The following is a 20737-nucleotide window of genomic DNA, read 5'->3' as shown; positions in this document are numbered from 1 at the left end:
TCGGAATGCAACTGGATTAAATAAGCTTATGCGAATTAATCTTGTAATCTTGCATCATTTTCTGCACCATAATTTCGGAGCGATAGGGCGGCGAAATGAAAGAAATATACAAAATACCGCATAACTTACATCTAGCTCCTGTCCCACTTTTGTCGTTTGACGCTTTTGTAAATATAGTAAAGCTGTATCGCGATGATCTATACACACACATTTATCAAAGACTGCCCAAAGCGTGATGAGTATACGACCTGGACAGTCTGCCGGAGTTCTACAGATCAGTGATTGGATATCCGCCACTTAGCTGTCATCTTCAGGAGGGAGAAATTCGCACTGAAGACCTCCCCACACAGTAATTGAAAATTTTACCCTATATCCGTTGAAGCACTTCAGCGCCAAACCCACTCCTGCACCAAAAGCTAAGAGCATTGAGCCAACTTCTAACATTACATCACCTTAGCGGTCGCCCTGAACTAGGCTGAATTGCCTAAGTAGTTCAGGGCATGGCCGGTGACAGCCTGAATTTATGAATAATATAGTAATCCATATTGTTCATATGGGAAGGAAGCCCATATAATGCAACATTTCAAGCAAACTCGAGTGGCAGAACATCAATTATAGTATAGCAGCTCCACTACTGATTATGTATTCAATAATACCAATACGGCTTGCTCAGAGCGCGTGTATAAAAGCGTCTACGAACAATCATGTCAGGTTAATACAGCTCTGCCATTATGACAAAAGTACGACACTATTGCATCCGATGGAGTTGCTGTTTCTGTCTGTGGTAATTCGCGTATCAGAAGATGCCCAATGAACCTCTCATGGATATCTGTCATGGCAAAAAGGGCAAAAATCATGACAGGAAAATAATCACGATAACTCTTTATCATCAAAGAGAGCCGTACCAATCTCGCATTTTCGTTTTTTCGATGTGCCTCTTGAATTTCTGCACGCTTCTCTTCATGCGGCTGAGGAAATGTTGTGCTAATCATTTCTTCAAGTTCGTTGTTCAGTTTGGTTGTCAGTCGCTGGTGTCTGTCCGACAAATATTCGCTAAACTCATAGATTGCGTACATATAAACTAGATAACCCAAAGCAAGCTTTAGAAATATCAGGATGTTATCTTTTTCGACCAGTACTTTGAGACCAAAAAGATCTAACTCGTTTGACTTCAGCCGAACATAATATAATGCGATTATTAAGGTTGATGTTACTATAATACTGCGGCGTGCTTTTGCTGCGGAATCGTGCTCGAAAACAACGGACATATTTGCCTCGACGGATGAAAAGAATCTTCAAAATGCGGTTATGTCTGCATGTGAACCGTGTCTGCCCGTACTTTGTCAATATAAACGTTCCACACTCCAGGTCTGCAGGACTGCCAGATCAAACCTCGCCGCTTTGAATGTCACCGTCCCACCAACCACAGCTCACTCTCACGCTTCTCAACTCTGACCCGGCGCACACCACCCCTATCAAACACCAGCGCATCCCCATCCACCTGCGCCCGCCCAGCAGCCACAAGATCCGCAATCCCAGCGAGATCACTCACCTCCGCCACATCACCCGCCGCCTTCATCCCGGCGAGCGCATCATCACTGACCTGGACCACACGCGATGGGCTGTCGATGGCACTGGCGAGTTCTTCAGGCAGCATGTAGGGGTAACGCTGTGATCTTGGATGTGGAGCCGACACGTTCTGTGCGCCAGGCTGAAGTGGGTGCCGTGAAAACGATGATTGATCGCGTGCAAAAGAAGCATGATTTGATACCCGAGCGCCTGATTACCCCCTCTCGGGACATTGCTGCGCAATGCCCTGTCGGGCAATGGATACCGCTTATGGATCAGGTCCTATGTTGGACTGGCTGGTTGAGAAGCGAGGGATCGCCCCACATATTACTGCGTACTTCAGCATAGTCTTGGTGATCGTGAACACGCGCTGAGCGGTTGTGCGGGAGCGAGCTTCGGAGAGAAGATGCATTTGAAAATTGCGCATGGGAGGTAGTGAGTCTGACGCGCTATGTTAATTATCGATCAAGCTGTCATTTTGGAAAGATTTTGCCTTGGTTTTTGGCAGCATTCAGGAAGGTATCGTGGTTTTGATCAGAATTTCCGCTTCAACCGGGTAGTTTTCTGACATATCAGTGATACTGGCCCGCATCGGTTTTCCGTTTTCCTGCGCAACGATCAGAATATCTGTCGATGATGAAGGCGGCATCTGTTCCGTTGCATGCCGTGCCTGATAGCACAGATAGCGATTGCAGATGTCAGCCCGCATGTCACGCGGCAGAGCGCATCCGGTGGCTATGTGATAAAGGCAGCTGTTTTCTGTATGTTGAGCGGGCAGATACGCGAGATACTTCCGGCAGAGATTTTCTACGGTAATATCCGGGTTGTCTGCACGCCAACGGCTGAGGCTGCCACCGGTCAGATAAGCATGGTTTTCAAAGCCATGTTGGCAGCACCGGCCGCGACAGGCAGAGCAGATGGCTCCAAGAATCGGAGCTGGAGTTTCGGCGTTACGTTTTTCATCAGGGGTTATCGTATGACTCTGATCGTTAGTTTCATCTGCGATTTTCCGCAGGTGGCTTTCAAATTCACGAAGCGCATCCGGGGAAGGAGGGTGTTGTTTGTCAGATTTATAAGGGACAGCAATAACGGTTGTTACTTTCCGCTGATCCTTTGTGCGTTGTGCGTTCCAGGCATTGGCATAGCGGCGCAGCAGGGGTTCGGATCCGGCATAGCGCCGGAAGGCTGTTGCGATGCAGAATAATTTAGTCAGGCGTATAAAGTCGGCCGGCGACATTGCAGCTACATCACTCCCCCAGCCCGCCAGAAGGCCCGCGATGATTTGATCTGTCTGGCCGGGAAACTGACGGATCAGATCACGGGCAGCCAGCAGCAGATCCCAGCCAACAGGCTTATACGTAGCACGTGCGAAGCTATCCGCGCAGAGCGCGCCGGATTTCAGCCGCATAAACCCCGCATTTGACGGGTCATTTCTGGCGATTGCCTGGGTTTCAATGCGCAGGGAGCGAAGAAAGGCTTCTTCGCGTTCATATTCCTCAGGGTCCAGCAAATCGGGGTAGTTTTTCAGGTACTTAAACCAGGCGCTGTCAGCTTCTTTCTGCGGCATTTTTTCATGAAAACCACGCAACCATTGCCCAAGAGAATGGGCAATTTCATCGCAGTTTCCGGCTGTCAGAATGCTGTTGAGCGATTGCCCTCTGCTGTCTTCCCGGATCAGCAGGCGCATCTCACCGCTGTGCCCCAGAAGGCGGGGGGTAAGTCCGGTTTCGTTCAGAAGCTTCAGGCAGGCCAGGTCACGTTCAAAGGCCCGGGATGTGTCTGGCTGTGCGGTATTCCAGGCCGTAACAACAACCGGTTTTTCCGGAAACTCTAGGCGGAACGACAAACAATCTGAGCTTTCAGAAATTTCTGTCACGCTCAGCCGGTCAGGCGCAGAACGCGATTTTGTCGCGAAACGGGCGATATAGGTCCCGTGATCACGAACGAAGGGGCCAATTCTGAACTGTCCCGACATTAAGTACCTGCAAAATGATGACGAAAACCACCTGGTGGTCATAAGACAGACAATCCCGGAAAACCTGCCACCGCAACCCTAAAATGAATCTTTTCCTGTTGATTCGAAAACTGCGTGTTTTCAACACCTTTGAGCGGCTTTTGGGCGGTGCGTTTCGCATCGAAAAAGAGTCCCGCAAATAAGTGACTGATATTTACTTAACATAGGGAAATTTTATCCCCTAAATACAATGACATAAAAACACCTCACCAACAAATAATTGACATAAAATAAACACGTTTAAATAAACTAAATAAAATGTTAATTCCTTAAAGATTGCATTCAATCCAATTTCCGTAGAGCAGTACAGAGAATGGCAACAAACAGTGTCCCCCCCGTTCCATCCGGGGCCTCCGCAGGCAGTGCTACGACATCTGACGCGAAGGTCGACAAGAAAAAGGCCATATATAAGATCGAGCTGGACGACCATTTTGGCAGCGTCAGCGGATCAAACGACTTCACCATCACCGATGATGTTGCCGGTGATGAGATTTCTGAACTGCAGATTAAGAAGCTTGGCAAAAATGACGGTGAAGTGGATGTGGTGCGCGTTGATCTGTCCACGTTTGACGATGACTTTGACCTGACCCTGAACGACGAGGGCAGCGAAGATCAGCTGTATTTTGAAAACATTGACGGGATCTCCGGCCCTACCGGTGGTGTCTATACAATCACCTATACCGGGTCTGATGGGAACACCCATGAGGTTGAGGTCGATCCCGGGGATGCTTCTGTTTTTTACACGCTCGCCGACCCGCGGGATGGCTATGTAGATGGCACATCCGGCAATGATACCATCGGGGCAGGCTATACGGATGCGGATGGTGATCAGGTCGATGGCAATGATGCGCTGCTGCCCGGGGCCAGTGGGAATGAAGATTACATCATCGGTTATGGTGGCGATGACACGATTTCCGGTGGGGCCCAGAATGACATTATCTATGGGGACAGCGGGCCAGCTTCGTCCCGTGACACATTACATTGGGCTGACAGCGGTCTGACCAACGGATCGACAACCATCGGTGGGACCACGGTCACCGTTTCAAGTGCGAATGTGTCAACCGGGTTCGGTACGCAGCTTACGTCTGGTCTGACGGGGGACAGCGATACCCCTGTTGACGCCAATTCCAACCTGTCACTGGAACAGGGGGCGGGGACAGCAGAGGTTGAATTCAGTCAGCCGGTCGAGAATCTGGAATTCCGGATCAATGATTTTGAAAGTGGCTTTGAGGTCGTCGAAGTCCGGATCTATGACGCGAACGGGAACCTGATCCCCTATACCTATTCCGCAGGGTCCGCAGTTGCGACCTCCGCCAGCGGAAGTGTGGTGACCTTCAGTTCCACCGGCGGCAGCGCCGATGATACGGATCCGGACGCGTCTGTGTTGATCACCGTCGCTGGACCGGTTGGAAAGATTGAGTTCATCAAAACCGGCAACAGTGGATCGCTGGCGGTTACCAACCTGTACTTTGACGGAGTACCCGGTGATCCTTCTGGTACGCCGGATGGCGATGATGTCATTCGCGGCGGGGCGGGGGATGATACGGTCTTTGGCGGTGGTGGCGATGACACAATTTATGTCGAAGCCGGGAATGACACGCTGAACGGTGAATCCGGAGACGATGATTTTGTCATCGACTCCAACACCTTCGGCAATGACACCATCACCGGCGGGGAAACCGGCGAAGACAATGGCGGCGATGAGATTGATGCCGGTGCCGTTACAAATGACCTGACGGTTGATTTTTCAGCGCCTGAGGCCGGTACGCTGACTGATGGCAGCCAGACCATGAGTTTCAGCGAGATTGAAAAGCTGACAACCGGGTCCGGCGATGATGTTGTGACCGGATCCACCGGCAATGAAAATATCAGCACCGGTGCTGGCGATGATCACTTTGAGATTGCTGACAATTTCGGCACAGATTCATTTGTCGCCGGTGAGGGCGGGGAAACCGACGGCGATACGCTGGATGCCTCTGCTGTCACGGGCAGCCTGAACCTGAACCTCAGCGCGCCTGAAGCAGGTACGCTGACCGGCAGCGGTGGCAGCGCATCTTTCATCGATGTTGAAAAATTCATCCTCGGCCAAGCCAGCGACACAGCGACGGGATCCTCTGGCGCAGATCATGTGGATGGCGGTGGAGGCAGCGACGTCCTGAGCCTGAATGGTGGCAATGACACTGTAGTCATGAGCACCGGCAGCGATGTGATCGCCGGTGGCACCGGGCAGGATATCTATGACGCCACGGGGAGCTCAACCGCGTCAGGCGAAACCATTCATGTCACTGTGAATGACGGCGGCAACGGCAATGTCAGCAAAGTGCATGACGGGTCCACCGATACGATCAGTTCGGTTGAAACCTACACTGCCGGTGAAGACAGCGCCGAAGCAGACAGCATCACACTGGCAGACGTTATTCTGCGTGAAAATATTGCCACGGATATCAATGGTATTTCTGACAGCGCCATTGGCACCCTGACCACACACGGCGGAAGTGTGATCAGTTTTGGCGGTGCCGGTCAGCCCACCATCAACCAGCTACTGGCCGGGACCTATAGCCATCCGACGCTGGGTACGATTGGTGGCGGGGGCAACTATGAAATTACCGATGGTGATGAAGACGGACAGATCGGGAATATTTCATTCTCAAACTTTGAAACCATTAAGTTTGAAGTGGTCTGTTTTGTACAAGGCACCCGTATTCTGACCGATCTGGGCGAAGTTGCGATCGAAGATTTGCAGCCCGGTGATATGGTGAAAACCCTGGATAACGGGTATCAGCCCATCCGTTGGATCGGGTCAAAAACCGTACCCGCAGAAGGGCATCTTGCGCCGGTTCTGATCCGCGAAGGCGCGCTGGACAATTCACGCGACCTTCTGGTTTCCCCACAGCACCGTATGTTGCTGCGGGACTGGCGACTTGAATTGATCACGGACAGCAATGAAGCCCTTGTGCCAGCAAAACATCTGGTAAATGACACAACGATCTTGCGAAGACCTGGCGGGGATGTGGAGTATTTCCACATGCTGTTTGATACCCACCAGATCGTCTTTTCTGAGGGCGCACCATCCGAGAGCTTCCACCCAGGCGAGACCTCGATGGGCAGTTTCTCAGATGCCGCACGCCAGGAAATCTATGAGATTTTCCCGGAACTGGAAGCAAATGTTCACAGCTACGGCCCCAGCGCGCGGATGACACTGAAGCCCTGGGAAATGCGTGCACTGATTACTTAGGGCGAGGTGGACCTGAAAGCTGGAGAGACGGCCAGGATGTATTCCGAATCTTTGAAGAGATACGAGAATGCTGAAGCGCCTGGGCGAGAGTAGTCACTACGTGCGAAGGACCGGTCGCGTCGCGAAGGACCGCTTTCAGCGCATTTCTGTTATTGCAGCGGTTTATGCTGGCTGGCAGCGGTTTGAATTTCCGCTGAAGCCGCCGTGTTGGCCCTACAGGGAACATCATCGTTCCGCTGAAACACTTCGGGCTGCGTGAGACGGAAGGTTGGGTCAACTAGCCTGTTTCAGGCGGAATTTCGGTCGCTTTGAAGGGGCATTCCGGGGTGGATCCAGGTGGTCTGTCTGATTTTCCCCGGGATTGCTCTGTGGGTCAGGGTGGTGCCTCCCCCCTGGTCGCTGCGGGAAGGTCGTTTTACCGCGAATTTAAAAAATCCTTTAAAAACAAGGGTCGTAATTTTTCGAGTACGTGACCAGTTATATGAAGGAAGGACCGAAGGGAATTTTCGACGGGTGGGTGCGGGGTGCTTGTGGCGGGGCACAGAGAGGTGAAGACAAGCATTCTGAGGCACTGTTGGAGTGGAGTTCTGAGAATACAGAGGGGGTGTCAGTCCCCGGATGGATGACGCGATACGGCGAAGCCACAGACGTGCGACATCCTTTGAAGGCAGGAACGGGCTTGCCAGTGCTTCCGACACAAGATGAAGCAAATACCCGACCAACAACATGCAAACGCGCTTTTTCCCCGGGTAATCTATGAGAATGGCATCGCCAACAGCACGATGGGATTTTCCATCAAGATGGATGAACCCATGAGCACGGATCATCATGAGGCTTTCATCATCCATCAGGTCTGGCTCCCAGGGGGAAGATAAACGGTCTCGCGGAGATAATTCGGAAGGGCGCGTCTGGTGAGATATTCCAGTCGCATGTATACGCCCTTCAGAATGTTTCCTCCGCGTCTCAGGTCGTTGGATCGGTCCAATGGTTGGGTACGAAAGCTGCATCCAAGTCGGTTTCAGCGATGTGATTGGTATAGTTCGACATTGTTTTGAGAGCCGTGCCAAGAATGACTTCCAGAATGTTTTGGCGCGTGTACCCCGCTGCCAAAACAGCTTCAATCTGTGCTTCGGACAACCAGCCGCGCTTTTCGTTCATCGCAATGGCAAGTTGACGCAAGGCTTCAAGTTTTGGGTCTGCAATTGGCGTGCCTTTACGCAGGGCTTCGATGGTATCCTCATTGACGCCAGCCATTTGTGACAGTGTTGTATGGGCTGCCATGCAATACTCACACCCATTCAGGCGATTGTTCGTCATCAGAATGATCTGGCGTTCAGTTGCCGACAAATTCGACTTGTCAAAAATACCTGACAGGGTTGTGTAGCCTTCCAGAATGGCGGGTGCTTCAGACATTGCAGCGTACAGGTTGGGCAGAAAGCCGTAACCTTTAAGTGCGGCCTGCAGGATTGGTTTGGCATCCGCCGGCGCCGTGTCCAGTGTATGTGTTGTAAACGTCGTCATGATTTTTCCTTTTCGTGGTTTTTATATTTTGTGATAGCTCTGCGCCCTTTGGAACGCAGGGCGCGGGGGATAACACCCCTTAGGAAGCTGATTTTCCGATCCGATCGACCGCATCATGCGTCCACCAGACACCGTTCGCGACCATGCGGAAGTTGATCAGCGCGGCAAGATAGCCATCACCTTCGGGCACTTTTGCGCCTGCGGTTGCGTCCCGCACCACTGCAACCTCAAAGCCCAGTTCAAGCAGATCATAGAGATGCGCCTGTGTGCAAAGGTTCGCAGACATGCCTGCCAGGATCACTTTGTCGATCCCACGTTTGCGTAATTGCAAGTTCAGATCGTTCTGGGCGGGGCTATAGATTTTATGCGGTGAACAAACGATGGTTTCGCCATCTTCGATGTATTTCTTGTATTGCGGCATCCAATCGGCGCCAGAACCTTCAAAACCATCAACGTTAAGCGGCCCAAGACGATCAAACATGCCGATGGAATGCATGGTTTTTTCCAGCGTACCTTCGAAATCCCATTTGTGGTCGTGGGGGTAATAATAATGGGGCGAAATGAAAACCGGCATACCCGCAGCCTTGGCCGCAATCAGAAGCTGTTCAATATTGTCAACGGTTCCCTGTTCGGTCACGCTTTCGCCAACCACACCCCATGTCACGCCGTGCTCAGACAGAAAGTCAATCTGGGGGTCGGTAATGACCAGGGCTGTTCGACCCGGATCAATATCCATGTCGATTTGTGGCAAGCCGGGGTTTTCCGGATCAGCATATTGGGCGCGCGCCGCATCGGTCGCAGCAAGAGCACTGCCGCCTGTCACTGCAACTGTGCTGGCCGCAGCAGCTGCACCAGCGGCCCGGGCCATAAGCCGGCGGCGCGCCATGTCCACGTGTTCAGGGCTGACATCGCATCCGCAGTTGCTGTCATGGTGGTGAATGTGGTCAGTCATTGTGATAATCCTCAGGTTAAGTGATGGCAATTTTGTCGTAGACTGCCAGGAAATTGTGAGAGGTTCTCAGGCAGAGACACACTTGCGCCAGCCCAGTTGCGTGGGCAGCTGAGTGTCGTAAGTATTGCCTGGAGGTGAAGGTGCGCCTTTGAGACAAAAGCCTGCTTCAGGTCAATGTTCCGCAGGCCGCACAGGGGATGGTGTCAGGCCAGTGAAGACCCAGGGCCGTGCATGAAAATAAGCAGGGATGCAGCGCCAACGATCAACGCCGCAAGGCAAGCGGCAACCACTGTGCCGGTTAGACCGCTCATGTCCAGAAAGCTGGCTCTGGGTGTCATCCAATACGGATAACTGTTGTAATGCTTAGATCCTGATTTCGTGGTCGTTTTACTCTTACACATCGTGAAGGCCTTTCTCTGCGGTGGAGAGACAATTGCCGCCGGTGACACATCTTTCACTGGCTTTTCTCTCGGTTGATCTATGAGAAGACATTACGTCGGGTCAGGCCGCGGGTATTGGCCAGGCCTGCCATGGTCTTGACCGAACCTGCCATAAACCCGCATGGCGCAGATTAAGTTGCTGATGATCGATGTCTGAATTGGGCCGGGGCGGTGCCTACCCATCGTTTAAAGGCGCGCGTGAAGGTGCTTTGTTCAGAAAAACCTGTCAGGAATGCAATTTCTGCGATCGAAACCGTATCCTCTCGCAGTAATTTTTGTGCCAGCGATGACTGGGCCTTTGCCAATACGTCCCGAAAGGTTAGCCCTTCTTCCGCAAGGCGGCGGTAGAATGTGCGTTCACTCATTCCCATGTCCCGCGCGACTTCAGTGGCCTGTGGTACTCCGGTACTTAGGGAGGGGGTGAGGTGCTGCAAAACCGTGCTGCCAAAGGATGGGGGCTCCGCGAGTGAATTGATTTTGGCTTCAAGGTGCCCTGTCAAGAAATCCGACACCGCCATATCCCCAAGACGGTTTTCCAGGTCAAGCATCTCGCAATCCAATTGGATGGCATTTTGATCCGCATCAAAAATAACCGGACACCCAAAATGCGCGGCATAGCGGTCCGGATCACAGCGGCAAGCATGGCTGAATGTGACCGATCGCAAAGACAGTTCTGGTCCAACAAACCGACGCATATTTTGAGCAAAACCAGCCAAAGCGCATTCATTGCGAAGCTCAAGCGCCGCGCGATGCAGGGTTTGCCCCTGGAACGTCCAAAGGGCTGTATCGCCCCGTTCGATCAACTGATAAACGGCTGTATCGGTGATCAGTCGAAAATACCGTTCCACACGTTGCAACGAAACTCGCAAAGTTGGCGCGGTTTTGATCGCCAGGCCAAGAACCCCCAGATCATCAGTCTGAATAAGCGATGCATAGGCTTCGACCAGAGCGGCTTCATCAGGTTGACCTTTGCGGATCAAATCAATCAGGTCAAAGTAATCAGTGTCCGCAGTCTGCCCATCGACTGCGCGCGGCAAACGAAGAACAACAGTGCCGTTTGAAAGCAGCGCCCCATCGTCTGTCAGCGTCATTCCGGCCGCTTTGGCCATAATGCGCGCAAATGTATTGATTACACTGGGCATTTCAAAGTCCATCTATCAAAATATTTAATATGCTACATTAGATAATGTTTCACGACCAGAAACTTCAAGCACCGATCTGACTGAGCCGTCTGACAGCATGCAGCTTGGCGTGGTACGCTAGGCATTCAGGCGAGGGAAAGCAAATTTCATGGTGCAAATGCATCTCTGATCTGTAGCCCTTGGGAGGACGCCTCTGACTCTTTGCATCTCAATGACTGCTTTTGCCAGATAAGGCTGTATCCACGCTTGTGCAGCGGATCACGGCTTTCGCCCTACGTGTCGAACGGCAAGAACCCCTTAGGGCTGCGTAATGCCAAGGTGGGGCAGGCAGCCTGTTTTAGGTGGGGTTTTGGTCAATTTAAGGGGTGTTCCGGGATGGATTCAGGTGGTCTGGATCTGATTTTGCCCGGGATTGCTCTGTGGGTCAGGGTGGTTCCTCCTCCTGGTCGCTGCGGGGTGCTTGTGGCGGGGCGCAGAGAAGTGAAGGCAGGTCTTCTGAGGCACTGTTGGAATGGAAATCGATGAAGGCGGTGGGGGCGTCTGTCCCCGGACGCAGGATGAAGCATTTGCACGGTGGACGCATCGACAGTATTCAGGCCAGAGACATGCACCATGCCAAACAGATCATATGCTGTTGGAAGGTGTTTCGGATGGGCTTTTTTCTTCGGAATGTTGATGCGCACGGCGCGCTGAAAGTTCTTGATTTGTTTCAGCAACGACCACTCTGCCATGTTGCGATCAACAATACCTCTTCTTAAAGAGATGATGTTGGAAGAGTATCACCAGGCCTGGCCTTATCGGATCGGCTCCAATGTGATGTATCAAACGCCCCCTCCTACCTTTTTTATGTCCATCTAGACGATCTAAAGGAATGTTGGGTAGTTTTGTGTGAAATTTTTTCACAAAAGGGTGCAAATAATAGAATTGAGCTAATTCTAAGTGCTTTCTAAACTACACCTGAAAAAGACCACGAAGGATGCGCTAATGCGGCGAACACGATCCAGACGGGGGGTGAATCCTCCTGAGATGCAATTAACCTTACCGCCCGCCGGCGGCCGGTTTATGCCTTTGACTGAAGAAAAGCTGGCCCATATTACAGATACTGCTTTTGAGATCCTGGAACGTATAGGGATTTCGGGTGCGCCTGCAGATATCCGGAAGCTTGCGCTGGATAATGGAGCAACGGAGCGGACGGACGGACGTCTGGTTTTTGCGCGCAGCCTTGTGGAAGAGATGATCGCGAAGTCCTGCAAGCGGGTTGAGTTGCCAGGCTTTGCGCGTGATCGCGGCATTGAGGTCGGGGGCGGGCGTGTACATATCGGCACCGGCGGCGCGGCCGTGCAGATTCTTGAGGCGGAGACCGGTGAATTCCGCGACAGCACGCTTGATGATCTTTACGGGCTGATGCGGATTGTCGATGCCTGTGACAGTATCCACTATTCTCTGCGTCCGGTTGTTGCACGTGATCTGGAAGATCCGCTGACGCTGGACATCAACACAGCTTTTGCCGCGATGAAAGCAACGTCGAAGCCTATTGGCACAAGCTTCTTCGAACCGGGCAATGTGCAGCCCGTGGTTGAGATGTTTGACATGGCGCTTGGGGGCGAGGGGGCCTTTGCAAAACAGCCGTTCTGTTTTGCCTCGATCTGTCATGTGGTGCCACCGTTGACCCTTGCAGAAGAGGCCTGTGGTGTGATGTTCGAATGTGTCCGCCTTGGGATGCCGCTGCAGATTTGTTCTGCTGCGCAAGCCGGTGCGACAAGCCCGGCCTCTCTGGCAGGGGCGTTGGCACAAGGGTTTGCCGAAAGTCTCGCGGGGCTGGTTCTGGTCAATATGATGCAACCCGGGTTTCCCTGTATTCTGGCGTTTCTGCCATTCATCTCTGATCTGCGTACAGGCGCGATGACCGGTGGTTCGGGTGAGGCAGCGGTGGCCAATGCGGCGGCGGCGCAGTTGCTTCTGAATCTTGGCCTGCCTTCCACGGTCTCCGCAGGTATGACCGATGCGAAAACTGCAGATGCGCAGGCTGGCTATGAAAAAGGCTATACCATTGCATTGGCGGCGCAGGGGGGTGCCGACATGATCAATCTTTCCGTCGGGATGCTTGGTTCAATCATGGCGGCCAGCAAAGAGGCGTTGGTGATTGACAATGACATGTGCGGGGCGATCCTGCGGTCAGTGCGCGGAGTTGAGATGTTCGAAGGCGCGATTGATCTTGAAATGATCGAAGAGGTGGTGACCGGTGAAGGACATTTCCTGGGCACGGCGCAGACACTGGATCTGATGACAAAGGAATATGTGTATCCCGGTCTTGGCGATCGCCAGAGCGTGAACGACTGGCTGGAAAGCGGTGCACAGACGGTCTGGGACCGGGCCCGCACAAAGGTTTCTGAAATCGAAAACATGCCTGCACCAACCCATCTTCCTAAGGATGCCGAGGCCGCAATTCGTGCCCGTTTCCCTATTCTGTTGAAAGACTGATACTATGAAAACACAAGCAAAAGTCGTGATTGTCGGGGGCGGTGCCGTTGGGGTTTCAACGCTTTATCACCTGGCCAAAGCAGGCGTGACAGATACGCTTCTGATCGAAAAGAATGAACTGACCAGCGGGTCAACCTGGCATGCGGCGGGGAATATTCCGACCTATGCCAACAGCTGGGGCGGGATGCGTGCGGGCAATTATGCCTGGCGTCTTTATAAGGATCTGGCGGATGAGGTGGATTATCCGATCACCTATCGTCACACCCGCGCCTTCTGGCCGGCGCATACGCCCGAGCGGATGGATTTGTTCCGTCATCTCGTGGGGATTTCCAAGGGACTTGGCTATGATATGGCGATGCTGACGCCTTCTGAAATGGACGGTCTGCATCCGTATTTCAGTTCTGGTGATAGTGTTATCGGCGGTATTCTTGATCCCTATGAAGGCGATGTTGATCCAAGCCAGTTGACCCAGGCTCTGGCCAAAGGCGCGCGGGATCTTGGCGCGCAAATTGCGCGTTTTACCCAGGTGACTGATATTCAGCGGCGTCCTTCCGGCGAATGGGAGGTTGTGACCGACAAAGGGAACGTCACCTGTGATATCGTGATCAACGCAGGTGGCTACTACGGGCGTCAGGTTGGTGAGATGGTCGGGCAGAAACTGCCTGTTGTGACGCTGGAACATCAGTATCTGGTGACCGAAGCGTTGCCAGAACTGGAAGCCAACCCGGAAAACTTCCCGCTCGTGCGGGATCCGGACATTATGTATTATCTGCGGCGCGAACGGAACGGGCTGTTGCTGGGATCTTACGGGCATGAAGGCCGCCCGGCCTGGCTGGACGGGATGCCCGACTGCTTTGCCAATCAGCTGTACCCTGACAGTGTCGATGACATCGCGGAAATCCTTGAGGCCGCTCTGGAACATGTGCCGCTATTGGGCGAAGCCGGTGTCAGCCGTTTTGTGAACGGCCCGATCCCCTACAGCCCTGATGGCGCACCGCTGTGTGGCCCGGCCTTTGGTCTGCCGAATTTCTATCATGCCTGCTGTTTCCCCGTTGGCATCACCCATTCTGCGGCTGCTGCAAAGACCCTGACAGAATGGATCACCGAAGGCGAAACCGAATGGGACATGTCCATGTGGGATCCGCGCCGTTTTGGTGAGGAATGGGCGACCTTTGATTATACGGTCAAGCGGTCCAGCGAACTTTATGAACATCAATATGCCATTCCCTATCCGCATCGTTTGTGGAAGTCCGGCCGACCGCTTCAACAGACGCCACTTTATGACAAGCTGAAGGAAAAAGGCGCACAATTCGGTCAGGTCGCGGGCTGGGAACGTGCGTTCTGGTTTGAAACGGATACGATTAAAAATGACGGCAAGCTGAGCTATCATCATGAATGCTGGCATGATGCTGTACAGGCTGAATGCGAAGGCGTGCGCGATAGTGTCGGTGTGATGGATCACGGCGGTTTCACCCGCTATGAGGTCGAAGGACCCGACGCGACAGATTTCCTGAACAAGGTCTTCTGTGGGGCGATGCCGTCTGTTGGCCGTGTGAAACTGTCTTACATGCTGACGCCGAAAGGCAAAATCTGGTCCGAAGCCACCATTGCGCGGCTTGCGGACAATAAATACCTGCTGTGTGGTCCGACTCTTGCGGATCTGCGCGACCATGACTGGATGTCAAAATTCCTGCCGGACAGTGGGGTAACCCTGAAACGCGGGTCTGATTTTGATGCCGCTCTTATGGTGATGGGGCCAAAATCGCGCGATGTGTTGCAACCTCTGACTTCTGATGATCTGTCAAAAGAGGCCGCGCCCTGGATGTCCGTGCGTGAAATCACCATTGCAGGTGCGCCTGTAATTGCCCTGCGTGTGTCTTATGTTGGCGAACTGGGCTGGGAATTGCACATGTGCAGTGATGATCTGGTCACGGTCTATGACGCAATCATGGAACAAGGCGCAGACAAAGGCATGGTCGAATTCGGCTCTTACGCGCTGAACGCAATGCGGATCGAAAAAGGGTATCACGGTTGGGGATCTGACTTTGGTATCGAATATACGGCCTTTGATGCCGGGCTTGATCGTTTTGTCAGTAAAAGGAAAGAAAGCTTCATCGGACGCGACGCGTTTCTTACCCAGGCGGAACAGCCGAAAGACTACCACTTCACAGCCTTTATTCTGGACGGACATGGTGCGGATGCATTGTCCTCTGATCCGATCTGTCGTGACGGTAAACCCGTGGGGTATGTCAGCTCTGGCGGCACCGGGTTCCGGATCGGGAAACGGGTTGCGCTGGGCTATCTGACCGAAGCGGCAAACCCGGGGGATGGCTATCAGCTCGAAATACTGGGTGTGCCGGTGAACGCGACAGTTGCGACATTGCCTTTCTATGATCCGGAAAACGACAGGTTGCGGGGCTAATCATGGTGAAATCTCTTCCCACAGATGTACAGGTCGCCATTGTCGGCGGCGGAATTGTTGGCTGTGCCACCGCTTATCACCTGGCGAAAGCCGGGTGGTCTGTCGCGTTGTTTGAACGCAAAAAACTGACCTCCGGTACCACCTGGCATGCGGCTGGCCTTGTCAGCGAAACCCAGGGCGTTCCGGTGATGTCGGCGTTGGCGAAATATGGCCTCGACCTGATGGAATGCCTGGAGGATGAAACCGGGCAGAACACTGGCTTTAAACGCAATGGGTCCATGACGGTTGCGCTGACGGATGACCGCATGGCGGAGCTGCGCCGCAAGGTTGACTACGCCCATGGCTGCGGATTGCGGGCGGAAGAAATCAGTCTGCGTGAGGCACAGGACCGTTGGCCTTTGCTGTCTGTAGATGGTGCGAAGGGTGCGTTCTGGTTTCCGGGTGATGGCTATACCAACCCGATTGATACGACCATGGCCCTGGCTAAGGGCGCACGTCAGAACGGGGCGCAGATCTTTGAAGATACGAAGGTTGATCGCCTGGTGATCGAAAATAGCCGTGCAGTGGGTGTGGAAACCGGACAGGGGCTTGTGCGCGCCGAACATGTGGTGAATGCCACAGGCATGTGGGCGCGTGAATTTGGTTTGTCCCATGGCGTGCAGATTCCGCTGCATTATACCAACCATTATTACGTTGTGACCGACCCGATTGAAGGCGTTACCGGCGATCTGCCCATTCTGCGGGTGATGGATGAATATGCCTATTACAAAGAAGACGCCGGCAAGCTTCTGATTGGTTGTTCTGAACCCAACGCCACGCCCTGGTTACCGGAAAAAGGCCTGCCTGAAAGCTTTGAGTTTGACGAACTGCCCTGTGATGAAGAACATCTGTATCCGATCTTAGAAGCCGCGATGGAACGTGTGCCTGCGCTTGCAGAAAGCGGCATTCGCAAGTTCTTCAACGGGCCGGAATGCTTTGCCCCGGATGCAAAGCACTATTTGGGGCCGATAACGGATGTGAAAGGGCTTTGGGTTGCGGCCGGGTTTAACTCAACCGGTATCCAGAACGGGCCAGGCGCGGGCAAAGCCCTGGCAGAATGGATCATGGCTGGCAATATGACCGTGGATCTGACCGATGTGGATGCACGCCGCATTGTTCCAGGCCTGAATGCCCGCAGCTATACGGCAACCAAAGCCGCTGAAACCCTCAGCCACGCCTATGCGATGCACTGGCCGTATCTGCGCAAGTCTGAGGCCCGTGGTCTGCGCCGTACGCCCTATTATGGCCACCTCAAAGCGGCGGGGGCACAGTTTGGTAGTGCCAATGGTTGGGAGCGCCCGTTGTATTTCGGACGTGAGATGACTGATGGTTTCGGGCGCGAGGCCTGGTTTGACGACTGGAAGGGAGAACACGAAGCTCTGCGCAATGATCTTGGTTTGATAGACCTGACCTTCGGGCGTTATGTGCTAGATGGTGCAGATGCCGAAGCCCAGCTGCAACGGATCTGTGGCGCCAATATGGCTGTCGCCCCAGGGGCGCTGGTCTATACGCATATGTTCAATGCAGAAGGTGGGATCGAAACCGATGTCACCATCGCCCGCCTTTCGCCAACACGCTATATGGTGATGGCGTCCGCCGGGGCCGAACCACAATGCGAAAGCTGGCTGAAAACGCAGCTGGAAGGCACAGGGGTGAGTGTGGTCAATGTGACGTCTTCCGAGGCGACGCTTGCGATCATGGGGCCGCGTTCGCGTGATTTCCTGCAGGCACTGACGGGGGAGGATCTGTCAAATGACGCTTTCCCCTTTGGGACCTGGCAGAATCTGCACCTGGGGCATTCCCCTGTGCGGGCGCAGCGTATCACCTATGTCGGGGAACTGGGCTGGGAGTTGCATGTTCCGTCTGAATTCGCCCAGCAGGTGTTTGAGGCCATTATGGAAGCTGATCCTCCCCCGCGTCTGTGCGGTGGCATGGCCGTGGACAGCTGCCGGATTGAAAAAGGGTTCCGGCATTGGGGGCATGATATCGGACCTTTCGACAGCCCGGTGGACAGTGGCCTGACGTTTGCCTGCGATTTTGACACTGATTTCAACGGCAAGGCCGCGATTGAAAGGCGCAGGGAAGAGGGGGCCAAAGGCCGTTTGCTGCTTTTTAAGCTCTCTGATCCCGAAGCCCTTGTTTTTGGCAAGGAACCCATTCTGCGGGATGATGAAATTGTCGGGCGTCTGACCTCAGCCAGTTATGGCTGGAGCCAGGGCGCGGCTGTGGGCATGGGCTATGTGACGCGCCCTTCAGGCACGGCGTTGCGGGATCTGGCGTCGGCGGAATATCAGATCATGGTTGAAGGCAAGGCCATCACAGCACGCGCAAGCCTGCGGCCGCTGTATGACCCGGATAACAGCCGGATGCGGGGATAATCCCGCATCATCATCAGGTGACGTGGAAGCCGCCTTCGGGCAGGCTACACCATTCAGATAAGAGGTTGGCGACCTGCAAAATCGGGTCGCCATCATCCATATCTTCAGTGCGCAGGACCGCGCACCAGGGAACGGAAATACCATCTTCTGTCACACGGGCCCCGACGATCCGGCCCTCAGTCAACGGTGTCTGAAGTGCCCATTTTGACAGGACACTTGTGCCCAGATCGGAGGCGACCAATTCGACGATTGCTTCTGGAAGTTCAACAGTGGCGGCCCATTTCGGATAGCTGTCTGTGGGGCGGAACAGCAGGGCAAATTCGCGATCAGGTTCGGGTACTTTTGTATAGGTGATGAATTGTTCACCAACAATATCGGTGCCTTCCACGAACTCACGATCCGCCAGTCGGTGGGTGGGGGGCATGATATAGAGAAGAGGATCCTCAAACAGGGGCAGGCTGTACAGCCCGGCCTGCGCCACGGAACCGGACATGACGGCGATGTCGATATGACGGTTTAAAACACCGTTCAGAGGGTCACTGCGCGCGCCCGCCATGATTTGTATATCAATGCCATCCGTGCGGGATTTCAGAAATTTGATGAAATAGGGAAGCCAGCGATAATTGCTATAGGCTTCGACGGAAAGCCTGACCACATGCTGGACATTGGCGTTCATGCGGCGGACGTCATCTTCGGCGCGGCTGAGGTCCGTCAGGATACGTTCAGCGACCACCGCCATGTAATCCGCCGCCGGAGTTTTGCGCAGTTTTTTATGCATTCGGGTAAACAGGGGGACATCCAGACGCCTTTCCGCTTCGCGCAGGCGATGTGACAACGCGGAAGGGGTCACACCCAGCATCTTGGCGGCGTCAGTGATGCGTCCCGTCTGATTGATGGCCTGGATCAATTGCAGGTGACGTAGGTCGAGAAGTGGTTTCACAGATTATTCCTGGCTGAATATGATTCACGAAATCGAAAAAACTTCGAAATTGATTTTCAGTCAAGATAAATGTGAGATCCTCTTAGATGAATATTGGAGCTCCAGAATGAACGTTGATGCTAAGCGCTTAATTGAGCAGGACAAGGCCCACCACGTGCACCCGCAGTCTAACCTGCGCCAACATGCAGAACACGGCCCGACCATGATCACCCATGGCAAGGGCGTGTATATCTATGACACGGAAGGTAACGAGATCATTGATGGTTTCTCAGGGTTGGGTTGTGTCAGCCTGGGGTATCACAACGAACGTTTGTCGAATGCTGCCAAACGTCAGATGGATATCCTGCCCTTCGCGCCAACGTTTTATAACCGCTCGCACCCGCGCGTGGCGGAACTGGGGGAACGACTGATCAATTTGGCGCCTGGCGGTATGAACAAGGTCATGTTCCAGTGTTCCGGTTCTGAAGCGAATGACACGGCGATCAAACTGCTCTGGTACACCAACACTGCCAGGGGTGAACCAGAGCGCCGCAAGATCTTTGGTCGGGTGCGTGGCTATCACGGCAATACGGTTGCGACTGTTTCTCTTTCCGGGCAGCCGCATATGCACGCGAAATTCGGCCTGCCGTTGCCGGAATTTAAGCACACTGAACTGCCGAACTACTATCGCTTCCACATTGATGGCGAAAGCGAAGAGGAATTCTCTGCCCGCATGGCGGCGGAATTTGAAAAACTGATCCTGGCTGAGGGTCCGGAAACCGTTGCGGCCTTTTTTGCGGAACCTGCGATTTCAGGCGGTGGCGCCCTGATGCCGCCGGAAGGTTACTGGAAAGAAATGCAGGCGGTTCTGCGCAAATACGACATCAAGCTTGTGTCTGATGAAGTGGTTTGTGGCTTTGGCCGTACCGGTAACATGTGGGGATCAGAGACCTGGGGCATGGAGCCGGACATGGTGTCCTGCGCCAAGGCACTGTCTGCGGCTTTCTTCCCGATCTCAGCCCTGATGTTCAAGGATGAGATGTACGCTGATATGATGAAGAACTCAGATGAAATGGGTACCTTCGGTCATGGCTATACTTATGCCGGCCATCCGGTTGGTGCGGCTGTGGGTCTTGAGGCGCTGGATATCTATGAGGAAATCGACCTTGTCGGACATGTGCGCAAAGTATCCGCACGCTTCCTTGAGAAATGTCACGCTATGGCCGATCACCCGCTGGTGGCAGAGGTGCGTGGCGTTGGTCTGTTCTGTGGCTTTGAACTGATGCAGGACGCAAAGGCGCGTGTGCCGTTTGATCCGGCCCTGAAAGTGGGTGAGATGGTGCAGAACTTTGCCCATGATCGCGGCCTCTATCTGCGGGCGATTGGTGACCGGATGAGCTTTATGCCGCCGCTGATCATCAATGAAGAAGAGATCGACCTAGCGACTGAACGTTTCAAAGACGCGCTGGACGATGCCTGGGAAGTGGTACGCAATAAGATCTGATAAATCCGGGTTCGGTTTTTCTTTTACCTGAACCCTGCGCCACCCTGCTTATTGCCGGGGTGGCGCTTATAATACTCACTCGAATTTGCCGCTGACAGGTTTGGCGCTGCACAGGAGAACC

13 protein-coding genes and 1 pseudogene are annotated in these 20737 nt (G+C 53.6%); 6 read left to right on the top strand and 8 right to left on the bottom strand.

Annotated elements, in window-relative coordinates:
• Positions 1-707 precede the first annotated feature (707 nt).
• Positions 708-1268, bottom strand: a complete 561-nt coding sequence (locus H1D41_RS04320) for a hypothetical protein (RefSeq protein ID WP_228847748.1) — start codon at positions 1266-1268, stop codon at positions 708-710.
• A 140-nt stretch (positions 1269-1408) separates the two neighbouring features.
• On the bottom strand, positions 1409-1657 hold the full coding sequence (locus H1D41_RS04315) for a hypothetical protein (protein ID WP_228847747.1): 249 nt from the start codon (positions 1655-1657) through the stop codon (positions 1409-1411).
• 8 nt (positions 1658-1665) lie between these two features.
• Between H1D41_RS04315 and H1D41_RS04310 the strand changes: the two are divergent.
• Positions 1666-1898, top strand: a pseudogene (locus H1D41_RS04310) (hypothetical protein); the annotation flags it as partial.
• Between the two features lie 182 nt (positions 1899-2080).
• Here the strand turns inward: H1D41_RS04310 and H1D41_RS04305 are convergent.
• The gene (locus H1D41_RS04305) at positions 2081-3544 is read right to left on the bottom strand and encodes a hypothetical protein (RefSeq protein WP_228847746.1); all 1464 of its coding nucleotides are present in this window, start codon (positions 3542-3544) and stop codon (positions 2081-2083) included.
• A 352-nt stretch (positions 3545-3896) separates the two neighbouring features.
• Between H1D41_RS04305 and H1D41_RS04300 the strand changes: the two genes are divergently transcribed.
• Positions 3897-6818 carry a Hint domain-containing protein gene (locus H1D41_RS04300; RefSeq protein WP_228847745.1) on the top strand — a complete coding sequence of 974 codons (2922 nt, stop codon included), beginning with the start codon at positions 3897-3899 and terminating at the stop codon, positions 6816-6818.
• Positions 6819-7105: 287 nt separating this feature from the next.
• Here H1D41_RS04300 and H1D41_RS04295 read toward each other — a convergent pair whose 3' ends face one another.
• From H1D41_RS04295 to H1D41_RS04280, 4 genes are all read right to left on the bottom strand, one after another.
• Complete coding sequence (locus H1D41_RS04295; RefSeq protein WP_228847744.1) at positions 7106-7666, bottom strand: hypothetical protein; 561 nt, start codon at positions 7664-7666, stop codon at positions 7106-7108.
• Between the two features lie 115 nt (positions 7667-7781).
• The gene (locus H1D41_RS04290) at positions 7782-8339 is read right to left on the bottom strand and encodes a carboxymuconolactone decarboxylase family protein (RefSeq protein ID WP_228847743.1); all 558 of its coding nucleotides are present in this window, start codon (positions 8337-8339) and stop codon (positions 7782-7784) included.
• Between the two features lie 79 nt (positions 8340-8418).
• Entirely contained in the window at positions 8419-9291 is an 873-nt protein-coding gene (locus H1D41_RS04285; protein WP_228847742.1) for a cysteine hydrolase, read from the bottom strand.
• 571 nt (positions 9292-9862) lie between these two features.
• Positions 9863-10873, bottom strand: a complete 1011-nt coding sequence (locus H1D41_RS04280; protein WP_228847741.1) for an AraC family transcriptional regulator — start codon at positions 10871-10873, stop codon at positions 9863-9865.
• A gap of 1062 nt (positions 10874-11935) precedes the next feature.
• Between H1D41_RS04280 and H1D41_RS04275 the strand changes: the two genes are divergently transcribed.
• Genes H1D41_RS04275 through H1D41_RS04265 form a run of 3 tightly spaced genes read left to right on the top strand, consistent with a single transcriptional unit; the run spans position 11936 to position 18193 of the window.
• The gene (locus tag H1D41_RS04275; protein WP_228847740.1) at positions 11936-13354 is read left to right on the top strand and encodes a trimethylamine methyltransferase family protein; all 1419 of its coding nucleotides are present in this window, start codon (positions 11936-11938) and stop codon (positions 13352-13354) included.
• 4 nt (positions 13355-13358) lie between these two features.
• Positions 13359-15776 carry a GcvT family protein gene (locus H1D41_RS04270; RefSeq protein ID WP_228847739.1) on the top strand — a complete coding sequence of 806 codons (2418 nt, stop codon included), beginning with the start codon at positions 13359-13361 and terminating at the stop codon, positions 15774-15776.
• 2 nt (positions 15777-15778) lie between these two features.
• A complete protein-coding gene (locus H1D41_RS04265) occupies positions 15779-18193 on the top strand; it encodes an FAD-dependent oxidoreductase (RefSeq protein ID WP_228847738.1) in 2415 nt (804 codons plus the stop codon).
• Between the two features lie 13 nt (positions 18194-18206).
• Here H1D41_RS04265 and H1D41_RS04260 read toward each other — a convergent pair whose 3' ends face one another.
• Entirely contained in the window at positions 18207-19133 is a 927-nt protein-coding gene (locus H1D41_RS04260; protein WP_228847737.1) for a LysR family transcriptional regulator, read from the bottom strand.
• A gap of 106 nt (positions 19134-19239) precedes the next feature.
• Here H1D41_RS04260 and H1D41_RS04255 point away from each other — a divergent pair, with 106 nt between their 5' ends.
• Positions 19240-20616: an aminotransferase gene (locus tag H1D41_RS04255; RefSeq protein ID WP_228847736.1), complete on the top strand. Its 1377-nt coding sequence runs from the start codon at positions 19240-19242 to the stop codon at positions 20614-20616.
• Positions 20617-20737: the final 121 nt, after the last annotated feature.

Source organism: Halocynthiibacter styelae, from assembly GCF_016123485.1.
GTDB classification, from domain to species: domain Bacteria; phylum Pseudomonadota; class Alphaproteobacteria; order Rhodobacterales; family Rhodobacteraceae; genus Halocynthiibacter; species Halocynthiibacter styelae.
This window is presented reverse-complemented; position numbering and strand designations above follow the sequence as displayed.